The sequence below is a fragment of the Paenibacillus naphthalenovorans genome, from assembly GCF_001465255.1.
In the GTDB taxonomy this organism is placed as follows: domain Bacteria; phylum Bacillota; class Bacilli; order Paenibacillales; family NBRC-103111; genus Paenibacillus_G; species Paenibacillus_G naphthalenovorans.
Window position 1 is genome coordinate 2,560,298 of the sequence record NZ_CP013652.1, and the last position, 21,548, is coordinate 2,581,845.

Here is a 21,548-nt window from a genome sequence, read left to right on the forward strand (position 1 = left end):
GCGGCATCGCGGCCTGCCGGATCAAGCCTTCCTTACAAATTAACCTGAAATAAAAGCTCCGGATTATCGAACAATTCTTTCAACACAAGAGCGCACGATCCGATAAGGTTGGCCTTCGGCCCCAGTTTGGAAAAAATGACCCGCACCCTTTCCTTCGGTACCGGCAGAGCTCTCTGCTGAATCTGCTTCTCAATTTCGGTGATCAGGCGTTCTCCCAAGTGAATCATTTCGCCATGGATAATGATCAGCTCCGGATTGATTGAATTGACAAGATTGGCGATACCGATCCCGAGATATTTGCCCAAATCCTCAATGGCCAGTTGGTATACGACGTCATCTCCCCGGCGGATCGCTTCCCCGATCAGTTCGAAGGTCAACTCGTCCCGCGTTTGCACCATGTCTTTCAGCAGTAACGTGCGCGATAAGTTTTCGTGAATTCTTGACATGAGGGAATTCGACGAAGCGTACATCTCCCAGCAGCCGTCATTTCCGCATCGGCACTTCAAGCCGTCCATTTGAATGGTCGTATGCCCAATTTCTCCAAAGCTGTCGTCTTTGCCCCTCATAATCCGGTTATCGATAATGATCCCCGCCCCGATGCCAACGTCCGTCATGAGGCTGACAAAGGTATCCACGTCTTGGCCTTCGCCAAACATTTTTTCGGCCAGCACCTGGTTGCGGCATTCGTTGTCCACCCAAACCGGCAGATGAAAGGCCGAAGACAGGCTTTCTCCCAGTGAACAACCGTTTAACACTTCTAAATGGGTTGATGTCAGAATCGTTCCGGTGCTTGTCTCAACCAGTCCCGGGCAGCCTACTCCGATTCCTTTGACAGGAATCCCCAACTCCTTCGCCTTTAGAAGCAAAGCACCCGCCAAATCCTTCACCTTGGCAAGCATCGTTTCCGTCGTATCCTTCGGGGTGATCGATACGCGAAGCTCGTGCAGAAGGTTTGCCGAAAGATCCATGAGCGCCGCCTTTATGGTATTCACGGTAAAATACAAGGCAAGAATGCCTCCGCCCCTGGCATGAAAGGCGATTAATTTGGGGCGCTTGCCTCCCTGGTCCGTGGAACTGCCCATTCCGCTCACTTTGATATATCCTTCCAAAATTAATTCTTCCACCAAAGCGGAAACCGTAGGGCGGCTCAGCCCCAATTCCTTGCTGATTTCCGGCTGGGTCGTTTCGCCCGAATTACGGACCCACTGCAAAATACTGAGTTTATTCGATTGTTTGATATCTGTTTTTCTTGAAATGATAAGCAAATTTCACGCAGCTCCTATCCAAATCTATATATATTTTCACAAAATGCCGTACTTATTAAACGCCTCCACGATCCCCATCCCGTTTTCGAGGGCTTTTCTCATTTGGTTCTCTCCGCTCACCTTGTCCGAAGCCTTTGTTACCGTCTCATGGATGATCTCCTTGGGAACGACGACGACGCCGTCATGATCGCCGAAAATCAAATCCCCCGTACGGATGAGCACACCGCCGCATTGAACAGGTACGTTGCAGGCGATCACGTCGGTCCTGCCCTTGGAATCATACGGACTATAGCCACGGGCAAACACAGGAAACTCCATTTGTTTGATTTGCATACTGTCGCGGATCAACCCGTCAATCACCGCTCCCCTCGATCCTTTGATTTTGGCAGCCGTACTGAGCAGCTCCCCCCAAAATCCGCTGCGGGTCGAACCATTGGTCGCAGCAACAAGGACGTCCCCTTCCTGCAGCGCATCGATCGCTTTAAGCTCCTTTTGATAAGGTGCGGACGGAATTTCGTAAACATCCGCAGCGAGCACGGTTAAAGCCCTGCCTGCAAATTTGGAAAAAGGAATCACCGGTCGTATATCATGAGTCATGCACTGCTGCCTGTAACCCATTTCGTCCAGAATATCCGCCAGGACCGCACTGGTTAAAGTTTTTTCCATTTGAGCATAGTTCAAAAAAATCCCGTTGTCCATTCGTATCCCCCATTTGTTCCGTTCATGGAAAAGGAGCGGATAGAACGTAAATATGCTTTCCAGCCGCTCTTCATTGATTATTGTTCCGCTATTTTTTGCAGATCGTCCAATGCCTGTTTGGGCGATTTTTGGCCGAGCAGCGACTGCTGCACCGCCTTGATGGTTTCCAAACGTATTTGAGTAAATTTAGGATCGTTTAACGGATAAAATTTAGCGATCGGCAGTTGGCTGATGAACTGTGCCGCCAACGGATCCTGCTTGGATAGACTTTCCCCGACACTCTTTGTCGCAGGCAGCATACCTTCATTTTTCATGAACTCTTCGTAACGTTGATCCTCATAGAGGAATTCGAGGAATTTGCCGACGGCCTCCTTGTTTTTGGTCGACTTGAACACCATCAGGAAATCCTGTACCCCCAGGTTGAAAGGCTGCTTGCCTGCATTGACCGGAATCGGCGCCACTCCGTATTTCAGGTTCGGCGCATCCGCCTTCAGAATGGTCGGCAGGAAGTTGGCCGTAATCATCATCCCGACCTTCCCGGCTCCGAACACCTTTTGCAGCTCATCCCGGTTGATGGCGGTCGGCTCGGGGTTGGTCACTTTGTCATTACGTACAAGGTTGGTCAAATACTGCAGTCCCTCCACGTTTTCCGGAGAGTTCAGCACCCATTGATCGCCCTTTTTCCAATCTCCTCCATTCCCCCAAATGAAATAGGAGAAGTAGGCTTGCCCTTCGAAGGTCGTCATCGGTACGCCGAAGCCGTCGACTCCCGTTTGTTCTTTAATGGCTTTGGCCGTTTGCCTCAGTTCATCCCATGTTGCCGGGGGCTCTTTAATGCCTGCTTGTTCAAAGAGATCTTTGTTATAGTACAGACCGCGGATCGATGCGAGAAGCGGAAGGCCGTAGCTTTTGCCGTCCAGCTCACCCGCTTTGTAAAACGACTCGTAAAATTTGCTTTTCAGGTTTGGAGAAATCACTTCGTCCAACGGAAGAAGAAGATCATCAGCGGCAAATGCGGCATAATGGTTCAAGTTCAAAATGTCCGGCGTCTGTTGGGTGCTCACCATCGTATTTATTTTTTGCTCCAGAACGTCCCAACCGACAACCTGCAGGTTCACTTTGATATCCTGATTCGCTTGTTCAAATGCACTGACAACCTTTCTGAGAAAAGGCTCGGTCGCATTGCTGTATTGAGCGGCGATGAAGGTGATTTCTTTTTTCTCCCCGCTGCCGCCGCCGGAAGAAGATGGGCCCGGAGAGGGTGGCGGGCTTCCGTCTGTCGAATTGCCCCCGGTACATGCTCCCAATAGAGAGGACATCAGTAATAACAACGTTAAGAATACCGGCGCCCGTTTTAATGAATTCCTGTTGTTCACTTTGAATCCCTCCAAAAGTTACTTTTTGTGAAGCAAGCGTCTGCAAGAGCACGATGGGTCCGTTACGGGATGCTCTCACCCCCTTTAAGTCCGTTTAACAGGCCGATGGACTCCCGAACGATCAGCTCTCCGGCCTGCGGCGTGAGCTGACTGGTTCTTGCGGTTTTGATTTCATATCCTCCTTCTTCAAAAGCGCGTTCCGTAGGCACATATCCTATATAATCGTTCGCCATCCCCACAATCAGGGTATAGAGATAAGGGGACCGTTCTTTTATAGCCAGACCCAGTTCTGCAAAAAGCTCGCACGGCAGGCTCAGCAGCGCATGGTCTCCGATTTGAACCGCTTGAAGCTCCGTTTGCAGAAACTCGGCTTTATGTTGACTGAGGATCAATATTTCTTTGGCATAAGCTTCATCCGGCACGCCGTCAAGCAGAGAGGGAATGCTCCATCCTGCATTTTCCAGAAGCTGCAGGGCGTGCCGGACCTGTTCCTCCGTAATCCTTCTTCTCGGGAGTAAAACCGGTTTCGAAACGCTTTTCAACCGGAGCGCAGCCGAATACTTCAATGTCGGCAGAACATCGAGCACCCGACCCGCCAACCGGCTTCCGATGCGCTCCGCCTCCCCAAAATCGCGCGCCTGCCCCGGATTGGATATATCGATATGATTGATATCCCCTTCGGCGCCGTTCGCAAAGAGCACAACCGTATCCCGGCCGAACCGGTGCTCCAAGCGTTCGGTCAAGCTGTGCACATAGTCCCTCGATATCAACCCATCCTTACCGACCAGTACAGCGGTATGAAGCGTAAAATGAACCAAGATCGAGCGGATGGCCCGCCGTTCGTCCGCAACCGAAATCACGAATACATCCGGGTCGATCGGCCCGGCCGCAGATTTCACCTGGGAGGGATCCAGCCCTTCCCAGTTCATGCGCAGCGTTCCGTCCTGCATCATGATGCGCCGGTTAAAGCTAAGCGCGTCTTCATATCCTTTGCCGATACCGACCGCCGCTTCCCAGACGTTGTCCGTGCATAGGACGGCCCCTTCGATCACTTTGCGGGTCAGTTCTTCAATATACGAGATGACGAGCGGATCGTATTCGTCCTTGAAGGCTTCCATCACATCAGGCCCGGAATGGGTATGTGTGGCGAACAGGATGATGCTCTCGGGCAGGATTCCCGTTCTTTCGCGGATGCCTTCCTTAATAAGCCTTCCGAACGATGCGAAAATGCCGATCAAATCCAGTCCGATGAACAACAAAGCATGCCTTCCGTCGTTCAAATACAGGAAATTGGCATATAAAGGATCATGTACGCCCTTGGACCGGTTATCCTGACGAATGTTTCCGCCGATAGGAGTACCGGTTTGCGGCGTGATATCGATCTTGCAGCAGCCCGCTTTCACCGTTCGATCACCTCGCCTGTCGGTAAGATTTTCTCCACGCCTCTGTCGGTTTCATAGATAACAACCTTTAATTCCTTGCTGATCTTATCCCCTGCGCGTATTTTCTTCGCCGTTCCGTTGCGGATCGCTTCATTAAGGCCGTCTTCCCCGATCGACGGACGGCTGGTGAAAGGTTCGATGACGACCGTATAAGCGTTACCGTACCACGGATAGCCCTTCGTTCCGCCAAACTCCTGCCAAATCCACAGATGGGGAAAATCGTCCACAGGCCACGCCATCCCTATGCCCAGATTCATGCGGCGGTTGGTCAGGGCATACCAGCCCTCCTTATAGGCCGTCGCATAAAACATATCCGTAGTTTCGGCGCCGATGCCTCCAATTTTACGCAAATCCGCCGGTTTTCCATGTACATCGACAGCGTACGGCCAGTCAAAGCGGTTGCCGTGCGGTAGGCGGTTTGATGGCTCCGCTTTGTCCGAGGTAATAATCGTGCAATCCGGAAGCTCGAGAATGCAGTCCTCGCTTAAGAAAGGAGCTCCATAGCTGGGATGATGACCCCACATGAAGTCAAGCTCCGTCCTGCCGTAATTATGGATCGTCTCACGAAATTGGATGACCGGCCGGCCCGCTTCCAGGCGGATTCTTTTCTCCAGAATAAAGGGCGTTCTTAATGTTTTGGTCGTGAGAAGCACCTCTACTGCCTCCGGCTCGTCGACGAGAACGGCAAACTCCCACGGACATGTCGCCACCTCGCCATGAAAGCCAAGATGGGCGCCCTGGTAATAGGAAGGTCCGCTGGCCGAAGGAAACAGCTCCTGCCAGCCTCCGTGATAATAATCCGTAAAAATGCCCTGGGGATTCTGCATGGAAGCGGGGATAGGCGGATGCCTCAGCCCGATCGGGGATCGCCACATGAAATCGACATCCTTGGGCTTATACAATAATTCGAAAATGTCCGATCCCTTATCGAGCAATATCGACATCCGGATCAATTCGTTCTGCAGCACCAGCGTTCTCATGCCTTTGTAGGTCCCGTAAGGATCGATGCGGCATCCGTAATGGGCTTCCCTCATTTGTTTTTTCCCCTTGCTTCAACCGGAATCACGGTTTCCACCTTTCCGTTTCGGATACCGATCAATTCATCCGCCAGGTTTACCGTCGGGCAAACATGGTTGGGAATGATCTCCAGCCGGCCGCCAATGGAGACAGGAAAATCATGTGCAGTAAGCATGACCCCATGTTCCTCGGAAAGCCGGTCAATCCGGACTTGCGGAGCCGAACGAATGCATCCGTATCCCTCCGTATAAGCCCCTTTATCCGAGGAGAGGGTTTTGGAGCCCGCATCGATGACCGCACGGTCTTCCGAAGGTCTGCTGACTACCGTTGTATGGATCGTCAAGGCGCAATCGACAATCCCGGCGAGCCCTAGCGAGACCATCGTCGCGTCGTTGAAAACGTAGGTGCCCGGCCTGATTTCTGTAATGCCTTCAACCTCCTTGCAGTGAAACGATGTCGGCGTCGAACCCACGCTGATCTCCGGAATATCCAGCCCGAGCTTTTCCTCAATAAGCCGTTTGGTTTCCGCCAGCAGCGCTCCTTCCAGTCGGCTGATGCGAATCCGTTCTTCCTGAGAATCCGCCTTGTAGGAGTGGCCCGCATGGGTCATTAGCCCGGTTATGCGAACAAACGGCAGCTTGGCGATATCCCTGGCGAGCTGAAGCGTTTCTTCCCCCGGCTGTCTTCCGCAGCGCTGCAGCCCCGTATCCACATCAATGTATAAGGACATGGTTTTGCCGAGCCGGCGGCCAACCTCGGAAATCCCGCGCGCCGCTTCCACACTGTCCAAAGCTACGGTTACCTCGGCATGAGCGGCCAGCTTCTCCAGCCGCCGAAGCTTCTGCTCTCCGACGATCGGATAGGCGATCAGAATGTCGGTAATCCCGTGCTTTCGCATCACTTCGGCCTCCCCGATTTTGGCCACGGTAATGCCGAACGCTCCATACTGCAGCTGCTTCAAGGCGATCCAGGGGCTTTTATGGGTTTTTACATGCGGCCGAAGACGCACTCCCGCTTCCTCCGCTCTTAAAGCCATCCGCTTCATATTTCTTTCCATGATGTCCAAATCCACGACCAGCGCCGGGGTGTCTATGGATTCGATTCCTAAAGCTGCTTCACTTTCCATCAATGCTTCACTCCTCCTGCCGTAAGTCCGCTAATTAAATACTTCTCGATGCTGAGAAAAAGAATAACGACCGGCACGATCGCTACCAGCGAGGTGGCGAACACATACTGCCATTGGACGTCATACATGCCGAAGAAAGCGTAAATTCCGACGGTCAGCGGCTTCGACGTTTCCGTCGAAATGAAGGTCAACGCGACGGCGAACTCATTCCATGCGGCAATGAAAACAAAAATGACGGTGGTCATGATCCCCGGAACGGCCAAGGGCAGCGTAATCCTGCGCAGGGCCTGCCATTTCGTACAACCGTCCAGCCAGGCGGCCTGTTCAAGCTCATACGGGATCGTCGAGAAATAACCGCTGAGTATCCACACCGCAAACGCCTGATTGAAGGCGGCATTGGTGAGAACAAGTCCCCAGACCGAATCCATCAGACCTAGCCAATGCATTTCGCGGAACAAGCCGACAAGCAGCACGATCGGCGAGAACATCTGCGTTATCATAATCAGATACAAATACATTTGTTTCCCTTTAAATTTCATCCGTGCCAGCACGTAAGCGGCCGGAATTGCACAGATCAACGCCAAAGCCGTGGCGCCGCCCGCAATCACGACGGTGTTCAGCAAATAATCGGCCAACGGCACCATATGCCAAATATCCGCAAAGTTGGAAAATGTCCAGTTGACCGGAAAGAAGGTCGGGGGGATCGAATAGACCTCGGCCTTGCTTTTTAATGAAACGATCAGCATGATCAGGTAAGGAAAAACCATGACAGCAAAGAGAACATAAGCGAACATGGAAAGGAATGCATTTTGAATTCTCATTGACCTTGGCACGGCTATTCCCTCCTCAAGGCAATGGTCGTGTAAATAATGGAAAACAACAATAGAAGAAGAAAACTGATCACGGATACGGCGGCGGCTTCACCCATCTTATGAGCGGCAAAGGCCAGCTTGTACAGATAGGTAATGATGGTATCCGTCTGATGGACAGGATCCCCTTTGGTCATCGACCAGATGATAGGGAACGAATTGAAAACATAGATGGTGTTGAGCACCGTACTGATGGTCAGAGGCTGTCTTAAAAGCGGCAGGGTGACATGATAAAACTGGCTCCAGGCGTTTGCGCCGTCCACACTGGCGGATTCGTACAATTCGGCGGAGATCGACTGCAGGCCGGAGAGGAGCACAAAGCTCGTAAAAGGAATCGTCACGAATATCCCCACTCCGATCATCGCAGGAAAAGAAGTCGACGGCGAAGCCAGCCAGAAGATATTTTCATTAATCAGGTTGAGCTTAAGCAGAATCAAATTCAAGGCACCGTAGTTGTAATCGAGAATCCATTTCCAAATCACGGAGGTAATAATCAAGGATACCGCCCATGGGATAATCAGGGCGGCACGCACCCATCGCCGCCCGGGAAAATCCCTGTTCAGCAGCTGTGCGATTCCCAGTGACAGCACGGTGCTGATGCCGACTACGCTAACCGTCCAGATCAGCGTGTTTTTTAAAACCGTCAAAAATACGGCGTCGCTCAGGACGTTGGAGAAATTGCGAAATCCGATATATCCTTTCTTCACTCCGGATAAGCTGATTTGGGACACGGAAGCGGAAAATAGCTCGTAAATCGGGAAAACGGTAATGAATACGATGAGGCTGATACTCGGAAGCAGCCAGAGATACGGCGTTGTTTTCCCGATGATCCGGCTGCTGCGGCGAATTTTTTGTTCTTTCTTCTTTATTCCTGATCCGACCGTACCTTTTTCAATTTCCATGGCTCACCCCAATTCCATATGACCTTTGTATCCACTATTCCAACGGTATAACGATTTGCCCGGATGCATCAGATTTTATTTGAGAATGGCCACGGCGTCGATTTCCACTTTGATGCCCAGCAGTTGGCTGCCTACGGTTGTACGAACAGGATAAGGCTCCTTAAAGTAGCGTTTATACACTTCGTTAAAGGCCTGAAAATCCCCCAGGTCGCTTAGATGGACCGTCACTTTCACCACATCGTCAAACGTAGCGCCGGCTTGCTCCAATATGTACTTGAGGTTATCCAGCGTTTTAGCCGTTTGTTCTTCGATCGTATCACCTTGAACCTTTCCCGTTTCGGCATCGATCGGTCCTTGTCCCGCCGTATAGATCGTATTGCCGAATTGGATCCCTTGCGAGTAAGGACCCGCAGGAGCCGGCGCCAGACGGGTCAGCAGTTGTTTTTTCATTGTCTATTCCTCCCTTTTTATCAATGGTCATCGGTTGGTCATTCCGTACTGCCGTCAACTCCGCACCATTCCGTCATGGCCAGCGCATACAGCTTCACCAGCAGGAAAAAGTCCTCCACCTCGATATACTCATCAGGAGCATGGGCATTTCCGCCTTTGGGTCCCCAGATGACCGCCGGTGTCCGGCTGTAAAGATTAAATACGAAGGAGTCGCAGGCAAAGGCCGCTCCTTGTACGGGAAGACCGCCGGGATATACGGTTTGGGCCACCTTGGACAGCACCTCTAAAGAAGGATGATCCTCAGGAATGCCTGTCCCCGGCAGAAAACGGATCAATTTCTCAATGACAGGCGGCATATCGCGGAGAATGTCATCATGGGCAGCCTTTTCCCTGTAATAATTTTCGAAGTCGCGGCGCAGCTCCTCTTCCGTTGTCTCCGGATAACACTGAATCCATACATCGATCGTACAGTGGCTTGGCACCCTGTCGCTTAGAGGCGAGTTAACGGGACCCGCTTTCACGCTTTGTACGTACGCGGGCAGGCCGTGGTCATTCACGAACCAACGGGATTGGGATCTCTTTCTGCGGTGATCGGTTTCAAACTGATGGAAGATCGTAAGGAATCTTGCTGCGGCAAAGACGGGATTGATCAAAGGCTCTCCGCTGAAGGAACGGCCCGGACGCCCCCGGAAGGTGATTCGGAACATACTGCCGCCCTGATTGGCCGGGCAAATGGCGAGATTGGACGGTTCCGGCACGATGGCCAAGTCCGCTTCGTAGCCTTTTAACACGCAGGCCAGCGTGGCGTTTGCGCCTCCATACTCTTCATCGACGACGGTCTCGATGATGACGTCTCCCTTTAAGGCAATCTTCAGATCTTCGAGCAGCTGGAGAGCCATCATAGCCGCCGCCATCCCGCCCTTCATGTCGAACAGGCCCAACCCGTACTGCTTGCCGTCTTTTACTGTTCCGGAGAAGGGATCGACCGACCAGGGGTCTTCTCCTCTGGGTACCGTATCTACATGCCCGGTGAAGATCAGCGACCTTCCGCCGCCCTTTCCCCGCTTTCTTGCCACAACATTAGGACGGTTCTCATACTTCCGATTGCCCAGATAGGCTTGATGTTCCGTCAGGCCCGGTACATCGGTCGGCAGAAACATATCCATGTCACAATTCAACGTGCTTAAAAAATGATAGATAAATTCCTGAATCTGTTTTTCGTCGCCCACAGGATAATGATTTTCGCTCGGGATCGAAACCAGGGACCTGTTAAAATCCAAAATATACTGGCGATGTTCATCTACCCACCGGCTGATGTTAGCGAGCATGAATAGCCCCCTTCCCATTCGCTTATTCTTGACAGATCTGTCCGCCGTCTACGACCAATTCCGTTCCTGTTATAAATGACGCTTCCTCTGAAGCGAGAAAAGCAAATGCGTTGGCGACATCCTCCACCTTGCCGTAACGGTTCAAGGGAATTTTGGAAGTGTAGTTTTGGACTTCCTCCTTGGACATGCCGCCTTCCAGCGCCAATTCGGTCAGTATGAATCCCGGACAGACCGAATTGACCCGAATGTTAAACGGCGCAAGCTCGATCGCCATCGATTTGCCAAGCAGGATAACCCCTGCTTTCGTTGCATTATAATGAGCAAGACCTTTTTCGCCCAATATTCCATTCGTCGAAGCCATGTTCACGATGACCCCTGCATGTTGTTGTTTCATTTCGTGTGCAACCAATTGGGAGCACAGAAAGACACCTGTCAAATTCACATTCAGTGTATCCTGCCAATTTTGATCCGTGATGTCCAAGAACGGTTCGAAACGGGCAATTCCCGCATTATTGGCCAGAATATCAATGGATCCGAATGTCGTTTTCGTAAATTTCACCAGCTCCAAAACCTGCTCCCGCTTCGTCACGTCAACCGTAATACGGTGCACAGTTCCATATTCACTCAATTCTTTGGCCGCGTTATGTAATCTTGTTTCTCCCAGATCACAAATGACCACCTGTGCGCCTTCCTGAAGAAACTTCTTGGCGATAGCCTTTCCGATCCCCCGGCCGGCCCCTGTTACAATGGCCGTTTTGTTCTGTAATTTCACACCATCAACTCCTTTAGCCTTATGTTAGTTAGTTAATGTTCTTTTCTAACTAAATAGTACTTCACACACGCTAATAATTCAATAACAATTTTCTAAATTTTTTAAATATTCTGTTGTTTAATGAGGTTAAATATATTTTGTTTTCCGGGGCATGGTGCGGCACATCAATGCGGCAATGCCTAAAAAGCTTAGTAAAGAAGTTTCAGCTTCTTCACTAAGCTTTTTGGTGTTTTCCATATGCATGATTGTTCCGACACGATACCTTGGAGTCAAATCTCTATCCGGCCGTCCATGCCGGATGATTTATGACACTGTGGAATGAACATCTTCGGCGATGACGGCGTCGCTGCTTTCTTTCCCTTTTTTCTTTGAAGCCAATTTTCCAAGAACGATAACAAGCACAGCCAGTCCGATCGGAAGCACATAGTGGCCCGCCGGGAACACCGATTCCAAATAACCTCCCACGGCCTTGTCGCTTAATACCATTTCTCCCGCTGTATATCCAAGCAGTCCGGCACCCAGCCACACAATGATGGGGAACCGGTTCATGAGGCGCATGAGCAATTGGCTGCCCCAAATAATCAGAGGTATACTGATCGCCAGACCCAGGCCGATCAGAACAAGATTCCCGCCGGCTGCTCCGGCTACTGCAAGCACATTGTCCAAGCTCATGACAAAATCGGCAATGATAATGGTTTTAATCGCCTCGGTTATCGTAGATCCGGACTTCAAGTGTTCTTCATCTTCCCCGCCTTTTAACAGCTTAACGGCAATGTACAACAGCAGAAATCCGCCGGCTACTTGTACAAAAGGAATTTGCAGAAGCCAAACGGCGACGAACGTCAAAATGACTCTTAATGCGATGGCGCCAAAACTCCCCCAAACTACGGCCTTTTTCTGCTGGTTCTGAGGCAAATTACGGCACGCTAAAGCGATTACAACCGCATTATCACCACTTAATACAATATTAATCAAAATAATCTTCAGCAGTCCAACCAGAAATGCCCCTTCCATCCACCTGTCGCTCCTTTTATAAATGAAGAATAGAATCATTACCGTAAGGGCTTACATTCAAGATCTACAAGCCTGTGATGCATTTTTTCATTGCAATCCTCCCAGAAGTCAATATGTGTAGCATATATATTACACAATACTATATTTTCTCCTTTTTCAAAAGAAAAAAATTTCCGCTTCATGGCACAATATGCATCCATGCCAGTTCTATACCGGTAAAATCGGGAACAAAAGTAGACAAAACGAGACTCCATTCTCATTTTGTCTACTTTTTATGGGACATGGGCACAAAACGGCCATTGCTGCGGGAGATTTGGTTTGGCACAGTTTTTGCTTAGTTATTTGGTGTGAAGGCGGCGAAACGGATTGCCGCTGCCGCTTATTCACAAGCTGCAGGCCATGTCATTTCAAATTCAAGAGGAGGTTGAACGTATGGTAGACGTTGTGCAGGACAAGAAGATCACGTTAAGCAGAGAAAAAGCCGGCTGGATCTTTCAAAAAATGCTGGAAATTCGTAAGTTCGAGGATAAGGTTCATGAGTTGTTTGCCCAGGGAAAGCTGCCCGGATTCGTTCATTTGTATGCCGGTGAGGAAGCGGTCGCTGTTGGCGTGTGCGCACACCTTGACGATAAGGACAGTATTACCAGCACACACCGCGGACATGGCCATTGTATTGCCAAAGGCTGCGATTTGGATGGCATGATGGCCGAACTGTTCGGAAAAGCAACCGGGCTCTGCAAAGGAAAAGGCGGGTCCATGCACATCGCCGACTTTAATAAAGGCATGCTGGGCGCAAACGGGATCGTAGGCGGCGGATATCCGCTGGCATGCGGTTCTGCATTAACCGCCAAATATAAGAAAACCAATGCGGTAAGCGTATGCTTTTTCGGCGACGGCGCGAATAATCAGGGAACCTTTCATGAGGGAATCAATTTGGCCTCCATTTGGAAGCTGCCTGTTGTGTTCATAGCGGAAAATAACGGCTATGGGGAAGCAACCCCGTTTCATATGGCCTCTAGCTGCAAAACGATCGCCGAACGTGCAATCGCTTACAACATTCCGGGCATCCGGGTCGACGGAAAGGACGTGCTTGCCGTCTATCAAGCTGCGGAGGAAGCCATACAAAGAGCGCGCAGAGGCGAGGGCCCGACATTAATCGAATGTGTCACCTACCGCAACTACGGACACTTTGAAGGAGATGCTCAAAAATATAAAAAAGAAGAGGAGAAAAAAGAGCATCTAAATGAAAAGGATGCCATTCAGCAATTCAGAGCTTATTTGCTGAATCAGCAGCTGTTTACAGAAGCGGATCTGGCTGAAATCGAAACATCCATAGATCAAGCGGTCGAGGCGGCTATCGAATATTCGGAACAAAGCCCCTTCCCTGACGAATCCGAGCTGCTAACCGATGTTTATGTATCTTATTAAAAGGGGGATACCAAGATGGCCAGAAAATTAAGTATGTCATCGGCAATTAATGAAGCGATGAAGCTTGCCATGCGTAAAGACGAAAATGTCATTTTGCTTGGCGAAGACGTGGCGGGCGGAGGCGGCGTTGACCATTTGCAAAATGATGAAGCCTGGGGCGGTGTATTGGGGGTTACGAAGGGCCTGGTCCAGGAATTCGGCCGCGAACGGGTTCTCGATACGCCCATTACCGAGGCAGGATTCATCGGAGCCGCGATGACGGCAGCCGCTACAGGATTAAGACCGATCGCCGAGCTCATGTTTAATGATTTCATTGGCAGCTGTTTGGATCAAGTCCTTAATCAAGGCGCTAAATTCCGCTATATGTTCGGGGGCAAAACGCAGGTGCCCGTCACGATACGTACGACGTATGGCGCCGGCTTCCGGGCGGCAGCACAGCACTCTCAAAGCCTGTACGCGCTTTTTACGAGCATTCCGGGGCTTAAGGTTGTCGTTCCCTCTACCCCTTACGATGCGAAAGGCCTGCTGCTGGCCGCTATTGAAGATAACGATCCCGTGGTCTTTTTTGAGGATAAGACGCTGTATAATGCGACCGGCGAGGTTCCCGAAGGGTATTATACGATTCCGTTAGGCCAAGCGGACATTAAACGGGCAGGCTCCGACCTGACCATTGTGGCGATCGGCAAACAAGTGCACACGGCATTAAAGGCCGCAGAACAGCTTGCGGGCAAAGGGATCGAGGCGGAAGTCGTCGATCCGCGAAGCTTGTCCCCGCTTGATGAAGATACGATACTGGCCTCGGTAAGCAAAACCAACCGGCTTATTGTCATTGACGAAGCCAATCCCCGATGCAGTATAGCGACGGATATCGCCGCATTGGTCGCGGATAAAGGATTCGATAGTCTGGACGCGCCGATTAAACGGATTACGGCACCCCATACCCCTGTCCCCTTCTCTCCTCCGCTGGAGGATATTTACTTGCCGACACCGCAAAAGGTACTGGCCGTTGTGGCTGAGCTTTTGGGGGACAAATCGCTGCAAAGCGTCTAATTTCAACATGATCGGTGGGAAAACCAATGGCTGTAGACATTGTAATGCCTAAATTAGGAATGGCAATGAAAGAAGGAACGGTTTCCATTTGGCATAAACAAGCCGGAGATACGGTTGCCAAAGGAGAAATCATTGCCGATATCAGTTCGGAGAAAATCGAGATGGAACTGGAATGCCCTGCAGACGGAGTTCTTTTGGAGATCGTTGTACCCGAAGGGCAGGGTGTTCCTCCGGGAGCAGTCATCGGCTATATCGGCCATCCGGATGAAAAAGTGAACAGACCTGCTGCAGCTACGGCCCAACCCGCAGCCCAAAATCAAAACTCTCCCGCTGCAAGTGTAGAAACGGCCGCTTCAGCGGAGGCCGCCGGATCTCAAAAGAAAGGGGAGATCAGGATCTCCCCTATCGCTCGAAAAATGGCGGAGGCCGCCGGATTGGATATCGCTTCTATTTCAGGAACCGGCCCGCAGGGAAGGATTACGAAAGAGGATATCGAACGTGAAATTTCGAACAAATCCTCCGCCACACCGGCCCGGCAGTCCGAACCCGATATATCCGAAGACGAAGAGCAAACCGTGCAATCGCCGGTCACCGGCATCCGCAAGGTCATAGCGACCCGGATGCTTGACAGCTTGCGCCATAGCGCCCAACTCACGCTCAACTTAAAAGCCGATGTCACTGAGCTTTTGGCGCTCCAAAAACAGATCAGCGAATTTATCCGGCAGCAATATGAGGTCAAGCTGACAATAACCGATTTTATCGCCCGCGCAGCCGTCCTTTCTCTGCTGCAGCACAAACAAATGAACAGCGCTTATATCGACGATCGAATTCTTACGTACAGCCACGTTCACCTCGGCATCGCTGTCGCCCTGGATAAAGGCCTGGTCGTCCCTGTCATACGCCATGCCGAAAAACGCTCTTTGCCGGATTTGTCCCGACTCATCAAATCCTTGGCTCAGCAATCGCGCGACGGCCAGTTAGGCAGCGTGCATATGCAGGGTTCAACCTTTACCATTACGAATCTCGGCGCTTACGGCATCGAGCATTTCACTCCTGTATTGAACCCGCCTGAAGCCGGAATCCTCGGGATTGGAGCCGTTCAGGATACGCCTGTCTACCTGGGTGAAGCTTTGCAGCGCAGAAGTCTCCTCCCGCTCAGCCTTACCTTCGACCATCGGGTATTGGATGGGGCGCCGGCTGCTGAGTTTCTTCGAACGCTTAAGAGCTTTTTAGAAAATCCTTTGCGTTTGGTTCTGTAGAAAGAAGGGAAATTTCATGAAAACAATAGCTGTTATTGGAGGGGGACCTGCAGGATATGTGGCGGCGATCGTCGCCGCCAGGCAGGGTAAAGAAGTCACCCTTATCGAGCAAAAGGATTTGGGAGGCACTTGTTTAAACGAGGGATGCATGCCGACAAAGTCTTTGTTAGAGAGCGCGGAAACGGCCGAAAAAATCAAACATGCCGCACAGTTTGGCGTACGCCTCCCCTCCCATGAAGCGGAAATCGATTGGGACGGTGTTCAAGGCTACAAAAACGATATTGTAAAAAAGCTTGTCATGGGGATCGGATATTTGATGAAAAAAAATAAAATCAAGGTCCTCAAAGGAAAAGCAAGCTTTGAAACGGATCGCCGTTTATGTGTAGAGCAGGAAGGCAAACAAGTATTCGTTGAAGCGGATAAAATCATTATTGCCGCCGGCTCAGAGCCCGTTAGCCTGCCGTTTGCGCCATTTGACGGATGGGTGGTTCATAGCGGCCAAGCCATGGCTCTCCCTGCAATCCCCTCTTCCCTGCTCATTGTCGGCGGCGGCGTTATCGGCTGCGAATTTGCAAGCATTTACAGCCGGATGGGCACCAAAGTAACGATGGTTGAGATGGCGGATCAGCTTATTCCGGGCGAAGATGCGGATATTGCCGCTATCCTGCGGCAGCAATTGGAAAACTCGGGTGTGACGATCCATACTTCAACGGTCCTGCATCATTTGGATTCCCATGACAAAAAGGCCAGGCTCGAAAACAGCAGCGGCGTCTATGAGCTAAGCGCCGATTATGTGCTGGTCTCCATTGGAAGAAGGCCCCGGACTTCAGGGCTGGGCCTGGAAAATACCCTGGTTGAATTTTCCAAGCAGGGCATCAAGGTCAATGAACATATGCAAACCAACATTCCTCATATCTATGCATGCGGGGATGTCATCGGCGGCATTCAGCTCGCTCACGTCGCATTTCATGAAGGGACCGTAGCTGCGATGCATGCTTGCGGAGGCGATGCAAAAGTGAATTATCGGGCGGTTCCCCGCTGCATTTATACAGCGCCTGAAATTGCCGGCGTAGGAATGACCGAAAATCAGGCAAGACAGCAATACGGAGATATTCGAATCGGGGAATTCCCTTTCACTGCGAATGGAAAGGCGCTCATTCTAAATGAGCCTGTCGGCAAGGTCAAAGTGCTGGTCGAGCCTGAATTTAACGAAATTATCGGCATGTCTATCGTGGGACCCCGGGCCACGGAACTGATCGGGCAAGGCGCGGTCATGCTGCACGCGGAATTGACTGCGGATGTCATGGAGCATTGGATTGCCGCCCATCCGACATTATCCGAAGCCGTTCACGAGGCTCTGCTCAGCGCCATCGGCCCAGCTTTACATGCTTGAATGCCTTCGACAAATTCATTGCAAGGGCGGGGTTCAAATGAAAGCTGCTTTTTGGTACGGTATCCGTGATGTACGTATCGATGAAATTCCTGCCCCGGTCGTTCAACCGGGAATGGTTAACATCAAGGTGGCGTGGTGCGGCATATGCGGCACGGATTTACACGAATATATGGCGGGCCCCATCTTTATCCCCGATCAACCGCATGCCCTTACCCATCAACAGGCTCCTGTTATTTTGGGCCATGAATTTGCCGGCGAAGTCGTTGAAGTCGGCCAAGGGGTAACCAGGGTCAAGGTTGGGGACCGTGTCACGGTTGAACCGATATTGGCTTGCGGCTCCTGCATTCCTTGTCAAAAAGGATTATACAACGTTTGCGACACATTAGGGTTTCATGGTTTAAGCGGAGGCGGAGGCGGCTTTTCGGAATTTACCATGGTGAAAGAGAGCATGGTTCACCGGCTGCCCGATCCTATGTCTTATGAGCAGGGAGCCCTGGTCGAACCGGCTGCCGTTGCCCTGCATGCCATCCGCACAAGCAAATTAAAAGCCGGCGACAGCTGTGTTGTTTATGGGGCGGGTCCCATCGGACTTCTGGTGATCCAAGCGGCCCGCACGGCAGGAGCCAGCCGTATTATTGCTGTAGAGGTTTCAGAAGAACGCCAACAGATGGCCAAGGCCCTGGGAGCCCATCATATCATCCATCCGTTAAAAGAAAATGCGATCCAGGCCGTTCACCGGCTCACCAACGGCGGTGCCGATATTTGTTTTGAGGTCACAGGGGTTGACCGCTGCTTGAATGATGCCATAGATTGCGCTAAAACCGACGGTCAAATCATCATTGTTAGCATTTGGGAAAAGCAGGCGTCCATTTTTCCAAACAACCTCGTACTAAAGGAACGGGAGATCAAAGGCGTGCTGGCTTACCGCAATATTTTCCCGGCTGTCATCGACCTCATATCGGAAGGAAGATTACAGGTCGATCAATTGATTACAAGGAAGATCTCCCTCAATGATTTAACGCAAAAAGGATTTGAAGAACTGATCCGAAGTAAGGAGCACATCAAAATTCTGGTTTCACCGTCATTGGTTTAGTGAATGCCTGACAGCGATTCGCTTGCCTGAGGCTTCCTTCCGGGAGGCGAATCGTTGTCGGGCGCAGACAGAGGATAAATTTGTAATTCCGGCGTTGTAAGCGAAACCATTTTAAGGTTATAATAGGAGAATACCAACCATGCCTACGTAAACTTTGAAGTTATATGCTGCGACATAATTTCAGAGGAGCGGGTAAAATGTTTGAAAGCGCATTCAACCTTGATATTTGGAATCGCTTCGTTCGGGAAGGTGTGCTTGATTCATCGCGCCTCAATCAAAGGATCGTTGAATCTTGGTACCGTTCCAGGAACGCGCATGTGAATCCTCATCTGGATAAGGGCAGATCGATTTTAAACGATGATCTGCTTCGCTGCCAAATGGCCAAAAATGCACTGCTTCAGGATATCGCTCTGCCTCATCTGCAGCGAATGAATTCCTTTGCGAATGATTTGGGCATGATCGCATTATTGATTGATCCGGAAGGTTATGTTCTATCCATTTCGGGCAATAAAGATGTTCAAATGGCCGCATCCAAAATGAATTTTGTCGAAGGAGTTCGATGGACGGAGGGCGAAGTCGGCACGAATGCCATCGGTACAGCTTTATCGACGGAAGAACCCATCATGGTAACGGGTACGGAACACTATTCGGTGGCTTCCCATCGCTGGAGTTGTTCTGCCGCTCCCATTCGCCACGATGACGGAAAGCTCATCGGCATCCTCGATGTTTCGTGTCCGGTCGACCGTGCCCATCCTTATATGCTCGGGATGGTGACTTCCGTTGCTTATTCGATTGAACGTGAAATCAGTATACGCCATCATAAGGATGAGATGGAGCTCATCCAGCGTTCCATGGATATCATTGAAACGGATCGGCCTGTCGTCATTTGCAACAATAAGCAAGTCGTGGTATGCGCCAGCAAACCGATTCGTCATAACATGCCGGGATGGATAGGGTCAAAACCTCATGACTTCATGGAATATGGATACGCGCTTCAAATGGAGATCCCCATCTATTCCAACGTTCATAACGGAATCATCGGAAGTGCCGTCCATTTTATAGAGGCGAAAATAAAGCCGGCCCCCCTGTGTTTCATCTCTCAGGTTCCCTCTACCCCGTTTGAATTTAAAGGAGAAAAAGGTATAAGCCAAGCTTTTCAACGCACACTGGACGAAATGAAACGGGTGGCCCCCTCCGACACCAGTGTTTATATTTCAGGAGAAACAGGAACTGGAAAAGAAGTCATTGCCCGAACCATCCATGAGAACAGTTCGCGGAAAAACGGACCCTTTGTGGCTGTAAATTGCGGAGCGATTCCAAAGGATCTGATGGAAAGCGAATTGTTTGGCTACGCGGAAGGAGCTTTTACAGGCGCACGGCGCCATGGGTATAAGGGGAAATTTGAACAAGCGAATCAGGGGACCTTATTTCTCGATGAGATTGGAGAAATTCCCCATTCGATGCAAGTTGCACTTTTACGCGTTCTCCAGGAACGAAAAGTCGTTCCTCTTGGAAGCGCCAAAGAGATTCCTGTCGATATCAGAATCATTACAGCTACGCATCGCGACCTTGGCCAGCTTGTTAAGGATGGGAAATTTCGTGAAGACTTGTATTATCGTCTCCATGTTTATCCGATCGATGTCCCGCCTTTGCGTGAAAGGAAAGAAGACATACCGTACCTGGTCCGATATTTTTGCGGCAAGCATCAATGGAACATCCCCTTGCATCCGGCATTATTCGAGCGGTTATTGGAATACCATTGGCCCGGCAATATACGGGAACTGATCAATGTGCTTGAACGTTTGCACATTGTATCCCAGGGTGAAGAGATCGCCCCTTTGGAAACAATGCATGTTCTGGACAGATTAAATATCCGCGGAGCTCTATCTTCAAATCCTTCACTGGAACAAAACAACACCCATATCCCGGCAAATGAACCGGCACCCTGCAGCTTGCGTGATCAAATCCAAAAGGAGCAGATGACGGAAGCTTTACAAAAAACGAAAGGCAATGTAACGATGGCCGCTCAATTATTAGGTATACCCCGGAGCACTTTTTATAAAAGACTTCGGAAGTTTAATATATGATTGGCGCCAAAAACAGATTCGCAGCCGCCTCCGTTTCCATACCAGGGGCGGCTGCTTTGCTTCCCGCCTACCCCTCGAAACGATAGGTCGGCGAGCCTTTGATGCCCAGCTTGACGCGGAAAAGTCCCCCCGCATGCGGCTGCTTCTCCAATTCTTCTTCACTTAAACCTACTCTTGCCGTTGTAATATACAGCTCATCCAGATGCTTTCCCCCGAATACAACGGAAGTGACTTTGGAAGCAGGCAATGCAATCGAGTCCAATCTCTGCCCGGTAGCCGGATTCCAACGCGAAACTCGAGCGCCTTCCCATTGCGCCACCCACAGCATCCCTTCGTCGTCAATCGTCATTCCGTCAGGTATGCCTTCTCCCTCCGGTATGGTGACGACCGTCCGCTTGTTACGAATGGAGCCGCTCTCCAGATCATAATCGAAGGCGGCCACCTGCTTCGTTACCGAATCAATATAAAACATCGTTTTATTTTCTTTATCCCAGGCCAAGCCATTGGAGATCCCCACGCCATCAAGTACTTTTCTTACCTGGAGATTCTGATCCAGACAATAAAGCGCTCCGCTAATTTCTTCCTGGTTATGATCCATCGTGCCGGCCCAAAAACGTCCCTTTGCATCACATTTGCCGTCATTGAAGCGGTTGTTGGGCCGACCGGTTTCCGGCTCGGCGATCGGGATCAATGAGTCCGAAGCCGGGTTCAGCCTGTAGAAGCCATGCTGTGCAGCCACAATGAATCCCCCCGAAGCTTTCGGAACTGCGGCGCCAACCATTCGGTCTACTTCAATGAAACGGCTTTGGTTCGTTTCCGGATCAAAGCTCCAAATCTTGCCTTCAATGATATCTACCCAATACAGAAGTTGTCTGTCATGATCCCAGGCCGGACCTTCTCCCAGCGTATTCTTCCCATCAAGCACCAGTTCTGCTGCATGCATCGTATCCTCTCCCCTCCAGAATGAACATCGGGACA

Annotated in this window: 19 protein-coding genes; 6 read left to right on the forward strand and 13 right to left on the reverse strand. The window is 50.7% G+C overall.

The features are described 5' to 3' along the window. Window positions 1-32: 32 nt before the first annotated feature. The 12 genes from IJ22_RS12760 to IJ22_RS12815 form a co-directional block, all read right to left on the reverse strand. Window positions 33-1,265: an ROK family transcriptional regulator gene (locus IJ22_RS12760; protein WP_062409080.1), complete on the reverse strand. Its 1,233-nt coding sequence runs from the start codon at window positions 1,263-1,265 to the stop codon at window positions 33-35. A 36-nt stretch (window positions 1,266-1,301) separates the two neighbouring features. After that, window positions 1,302-1,964: an RraA family protein gene (locus tag IJ22_RS12765; protein ID WP_062409081.1), complete on the reverse strand. Its 663-nt coding sequence runs from the start codon at window positions 1,962-1,964 to the stop codon at window positions 1,302-1,304. Window positions 1,965-2,041: 77 nt separating this feature from the next. Continuing rightward, window positions 2,042-3,340: an ABC transporter substrate-binding protein gene (locus IJ22_RS12770; RefSeq protein WP_062409082.1), complete on the reverse strand. Its 1,299-nt coding sequence runs from the start codon at window positions 3,338-3,340 to the stop codon at window positions 2,042-2,044. A 62-nt stretch (window positions 3,341-3,402) separates the two neighbouring features. Beyond that, window positions 3,403-4,743, reverse strand: a complete 1,341-nt coding sequence (locus IJ22_RS12775; protein ID WP_062409083.1) for a hypothetical protein — start codon at window positions 4,741-4,743, stop codon at window positions 3,403-3,405. Then, window positions 4,740-5,816 carry a DUF4432 family protein gene (locus tag IJ22_RS12780; RefSeq protein WP_062409084.1) on the reverse strand — a complete coding sequence of 359 codons (1,077 nt, stop codon included), beginning with the start codon at window positions 5,814-5,816 and terminating at the stop codon, window positions 4,740-4,742. Before IJ22_RS12780 ends, IJ22_RS12775 begins: the two co-directional genes overlap by 4 nt. After that, window positions 5,813-6,925, reverse strand: coding sequence for a D-TA family PLP-dependent enzyme (locus IJ22_RS12785; protein ID WP_062409085.1), 1,113 nt, complete (start codon window positions 6,923-6,925; stop codon window positions 5,813-5,815). The genes IJ22_RS12780 and IJ22_RS12785 overlap by 4 nt, the downstream gene beginning before the upstream one ends. After that, window positions 6,925-7,758 carry a carbohydrate ABC transporter permease gene (locus IJ22_RS12790; protein WP_235594315.1) on the reverse strand — a complete coding sequence of 278 codons (834 nt, stop codon included), beginning with the start codon at window positions 7,756-7,758 and terminating at the stop codon, window positions 6,925-6,927. Before IJ22_RS12790 ends, IJ22_RS12785 begins: the two co-directional genes overlap by 1 nt. A gap of 2 nt (window positions 7,759-7,760) precedes the next feature. Then, window positions 7,761-8,696 carry a carbohydrate ABC transporter permease gene (locus tag IJ22_RS12795; protein WP_082660795.1) on the reverse strand — a complete coding sequence of 312 codons (936 nt, stop codon included), beginning with the start codon at window positions 8,694-8,696 and terminating at the stop codon, window positions 7,761-7,763. A gap of 75 nt (window positions 8,697-8,771) precedes the next feature. Then, window positions 8,772-9,146 carry a RidA family protein gene (locus tag IJ22_RS12800; protein ID WP_062409086.1) on the reverse strand — a complete coding sequence of 125 codons (375 nt, stop codon included), beginning with the start codon at window positions 9,144-9,146 and terminating at the stop codon, window positions 8,772-8,774. Window positions 9,147-9,184: 38 nt separating this feature from the next. Continuing rightward, entirely contained in the window at window positions 9,185-10,474 is a 1,290-nt protein-coding gene (locus IJ22_RS12805; protein WP_062409087.1) for a M20/M25/M40 family metallo-hydrolase, read from the reverse strand. Between the two features lie 22 nt (window positions 10,475-10,496). Further along, the gene (locus IJ22_RS12810; protein WP_062409088.1) at window positions 10,497-11,246 is read right to left on the reverse strand and encodes an SDR family NAD(P)-dependent oxidoreductase; all 750 of its coding nucleotides are present in this window, start codon (window positions 11,244-11,246) and stop codon (window positions 10,497-10,499) included. 303 nt (window positions 11,247-11,549) lie between these two features. After that, on the reverse strand, window positions 11,550-12,260 hold the full coding sequence (locus IJ22_RS12815; RefSeq protein WP_062409089.1) for a TerC family protein: 711 nt from the start codon (window positions 12,258-12,260) through the stop codon (window positions 11,550-11,552). A 432-nt stretch (window positions 12,261-12,692) separates the two neighbouring features. Between IJ22_RS12815 and IJ22_RS12820 the strand changes: the two genes are divergently transcribed. From IJ22_RS12820 to IJ22_RS12845, 6 genes are all read left to right on the forward strand, one after another. Continuing rightward, entirely contained in the window at window positions 12,693-13,688 is a 996-nt protein-coding gene (locus tag IJ22_RS12820) for a thiamine pyrophosphate-dependent dehydrogenase E1 component subunit alpha (protein WP_062410974.1), read from the forward strand. Window positions 13,689-13,703: 15 nt separating this feature from the next. Beyond that, the gene (locus tag IJ22_RS12825; protein WP_054819504.1) at window positions 13,704-14,738 is read left to right on the forward strand and encodes an alpha-ketoacid dehydrogenase subunit beta; all 1,035 of its coding nucleotides are present in this window, start codon (window positions 13,704-13,706) and stop codon (window positions 14,736-14,738) included. Between the two features lie 26 nt (window positions 14,739-14,764). Then, the gene (locus tag IJ22_RS12830) at window positions 14,765-15,997 is read left to right on the forward strand and encodes a dihydrolipoamide acetyltransferase family protein (protein ID WP_062409090.1); all 1,233 of its coding nucleotides are present in this window, start codon (window positions 14,765-14,767) and stop codon (window positions 15,995-15,997) included. A 16-nt stretch (window positions 15,998-16,013) separates the two neighbouring features. Beyond that, entirely contained in the window at window positions 16,014-17,390 is a 1,377-nt protein-coding gene (lpdA, locus tag IJ22_RS12835) for a dihydrolipoyl dehydrogenase (RefSeq protein WP_062409091.1), read from the forward strand. Window positions 17,391-17,427: 37 nt separating this feature from the next. Further along, window positions 17,428-18,483: a 2,3-butanediol dehydrogenase gene (locus IJ22_RS12840; RefSeq protein WP_054819503.1), complete on the forward strand. Its 1,056-nt coding sequence runs from the start codon at window positions 17,428-17,430 to the stop codon at window positions 18,481-18,483. 197 nt (window positions 18,484-18,680) lie between these two features. Further along, window positions 18,681-20,570: a sigma-54-dependent Fis family transcriptional regulator gene (locus IJ22_RS12845; protein ID WP_062409092.1), complete on the forward strand. Its 1,890-nt coding sequence runs from the start codon at window positions 18,681-18,683 to the stop codon at window positions 20,568-20,570. Window positions 20,571-20,637: 67 nt separating this feature from the next. Here IJ22_RS12845 and IJ22_RS12850 read toward each other — a convergent pair whose 3' ends face one another. After that, window positions 20,638-21,513 carry an SMP-30/gluconolactonase/LRE family protein gene (locus IJ22_RS12850; RefSeq protein ID WP_062409093.1) on the reverse strand — a complete coding sequence of 292 codons (876 nt, stop codon included), beginning with the start codon at window positions 21,511-21,513 and terminating at the stop codon, window positions 20,638-20,640. Window positions 21,514-21,548 lie beyond the last annotated feature (35 nt).

What these genes read in the sequence shown, in the direction of transcription:
- lpdA (WP_062409091.1), top strand. Translation starts at nt 16,014, where the DNA reads ATGAAAACAATAGCTGTTATTGGAGGGGGACCTGCAGGATATGTGGCG.
- IJ22_RS12825 (WP_054819504.1), top strand. Translation starts at nt 13,704, where the DNA reads ATGGCCAGAAAATTAAGTATGTCATCGGCAATTAATGAAGCGATGAAG.
- IJ22_RS12780 (WP_062409084.1), bottom strand. Translation starts at nt 5,816, where the DNA reads ATGAGGGAAGCCCATTACGGATGCCGCATCGATCCTTACGGGACCTAC.
- IJ22_RS12820 (WP_062410974.1), top strand. Translation starts at nt 12,693, where the DNA reads ATGGTAGACGTTGTGCAGGACAAGAAGATCACGTTAAGCAGAGAAAAA.
- IJ22_RS12830 (WP_062409090.1), top strand. Translation starts at nt 14,765, where the DNA reads ATGGCTGTAGACATTGTAATGCCTAAATTAGGAATGGCAATGAAAGAA.
- IJ22_RS12845 (WP_062409092.1), top strand. Translation starts at nt 18,681, where the DNA reads ATGTTTGAAAGCGCATTCAACCTTGATATTTGGAATCGCTTCGTTCGG.
- IJ22_RS12765 (WP_062409081.1), bottom strand. Translation starts at nt 1,964, where the DNA reads ATGGACAACGGGATTTTTTTGAACTATGCTCAAATGGAAAAAACTTTA.
- IJ22_RS12800 (WP_062409086.1), bottom strand. Translation starts at nt 9,146, where the DNA reads ATGAAAAAACAACTGCTGACCCGTCTGGCGCCGGCTCCTGCGGGTCCT.
- IJ22_RS12795 (WP_082660795.1), bottom strand. Translation starts at nt 8,696, where the DNA reads ATGGAAATTGAAAAAGGTACGGTCGGATCAGGAATAAAGAAGAAAGAA.
- IJ22_RS12815 (WP_062409089.1), bottom strand. Translation starts at nt 12,260, where the DNA reads ATGGAAGGGGCATTTCTGGTTGGACTGCTGAAGATTATTTTGATTAAT.
- IJ22_RS12805 (WP_062409087.1), bottom strand. Translation starts at nt 10,474, where the DNA reads ATGCTCGCTAACATCAGCCGGTGGGTAGATGAACATCGCCAGTATATT.
- IJ22_RS12840 (WP_054819503.1), top strand. Translation starts at nt 17,428, where the DNA reads ATGAAAGCTGCTTTTTGGTACGGTATCCGTGATGTACGTATCGATGAA.
- IJ22_RS12785 (WP_062409085.1), bottom strand. Translation starts at nt 6,925, where the DNA reads ATGGAAAGTGAAGCAGCTTTAGGAATCGAATCCATAGACACCCCGGCG.
- IJ22_RS12850 (WP_062409093.1), bottom strand. Translation starts at nt 21,513, where the DNA reads ATGCATGCAGCAGAACTGGTGCTTGATGGGAAGAATACGCTGGGAGAA.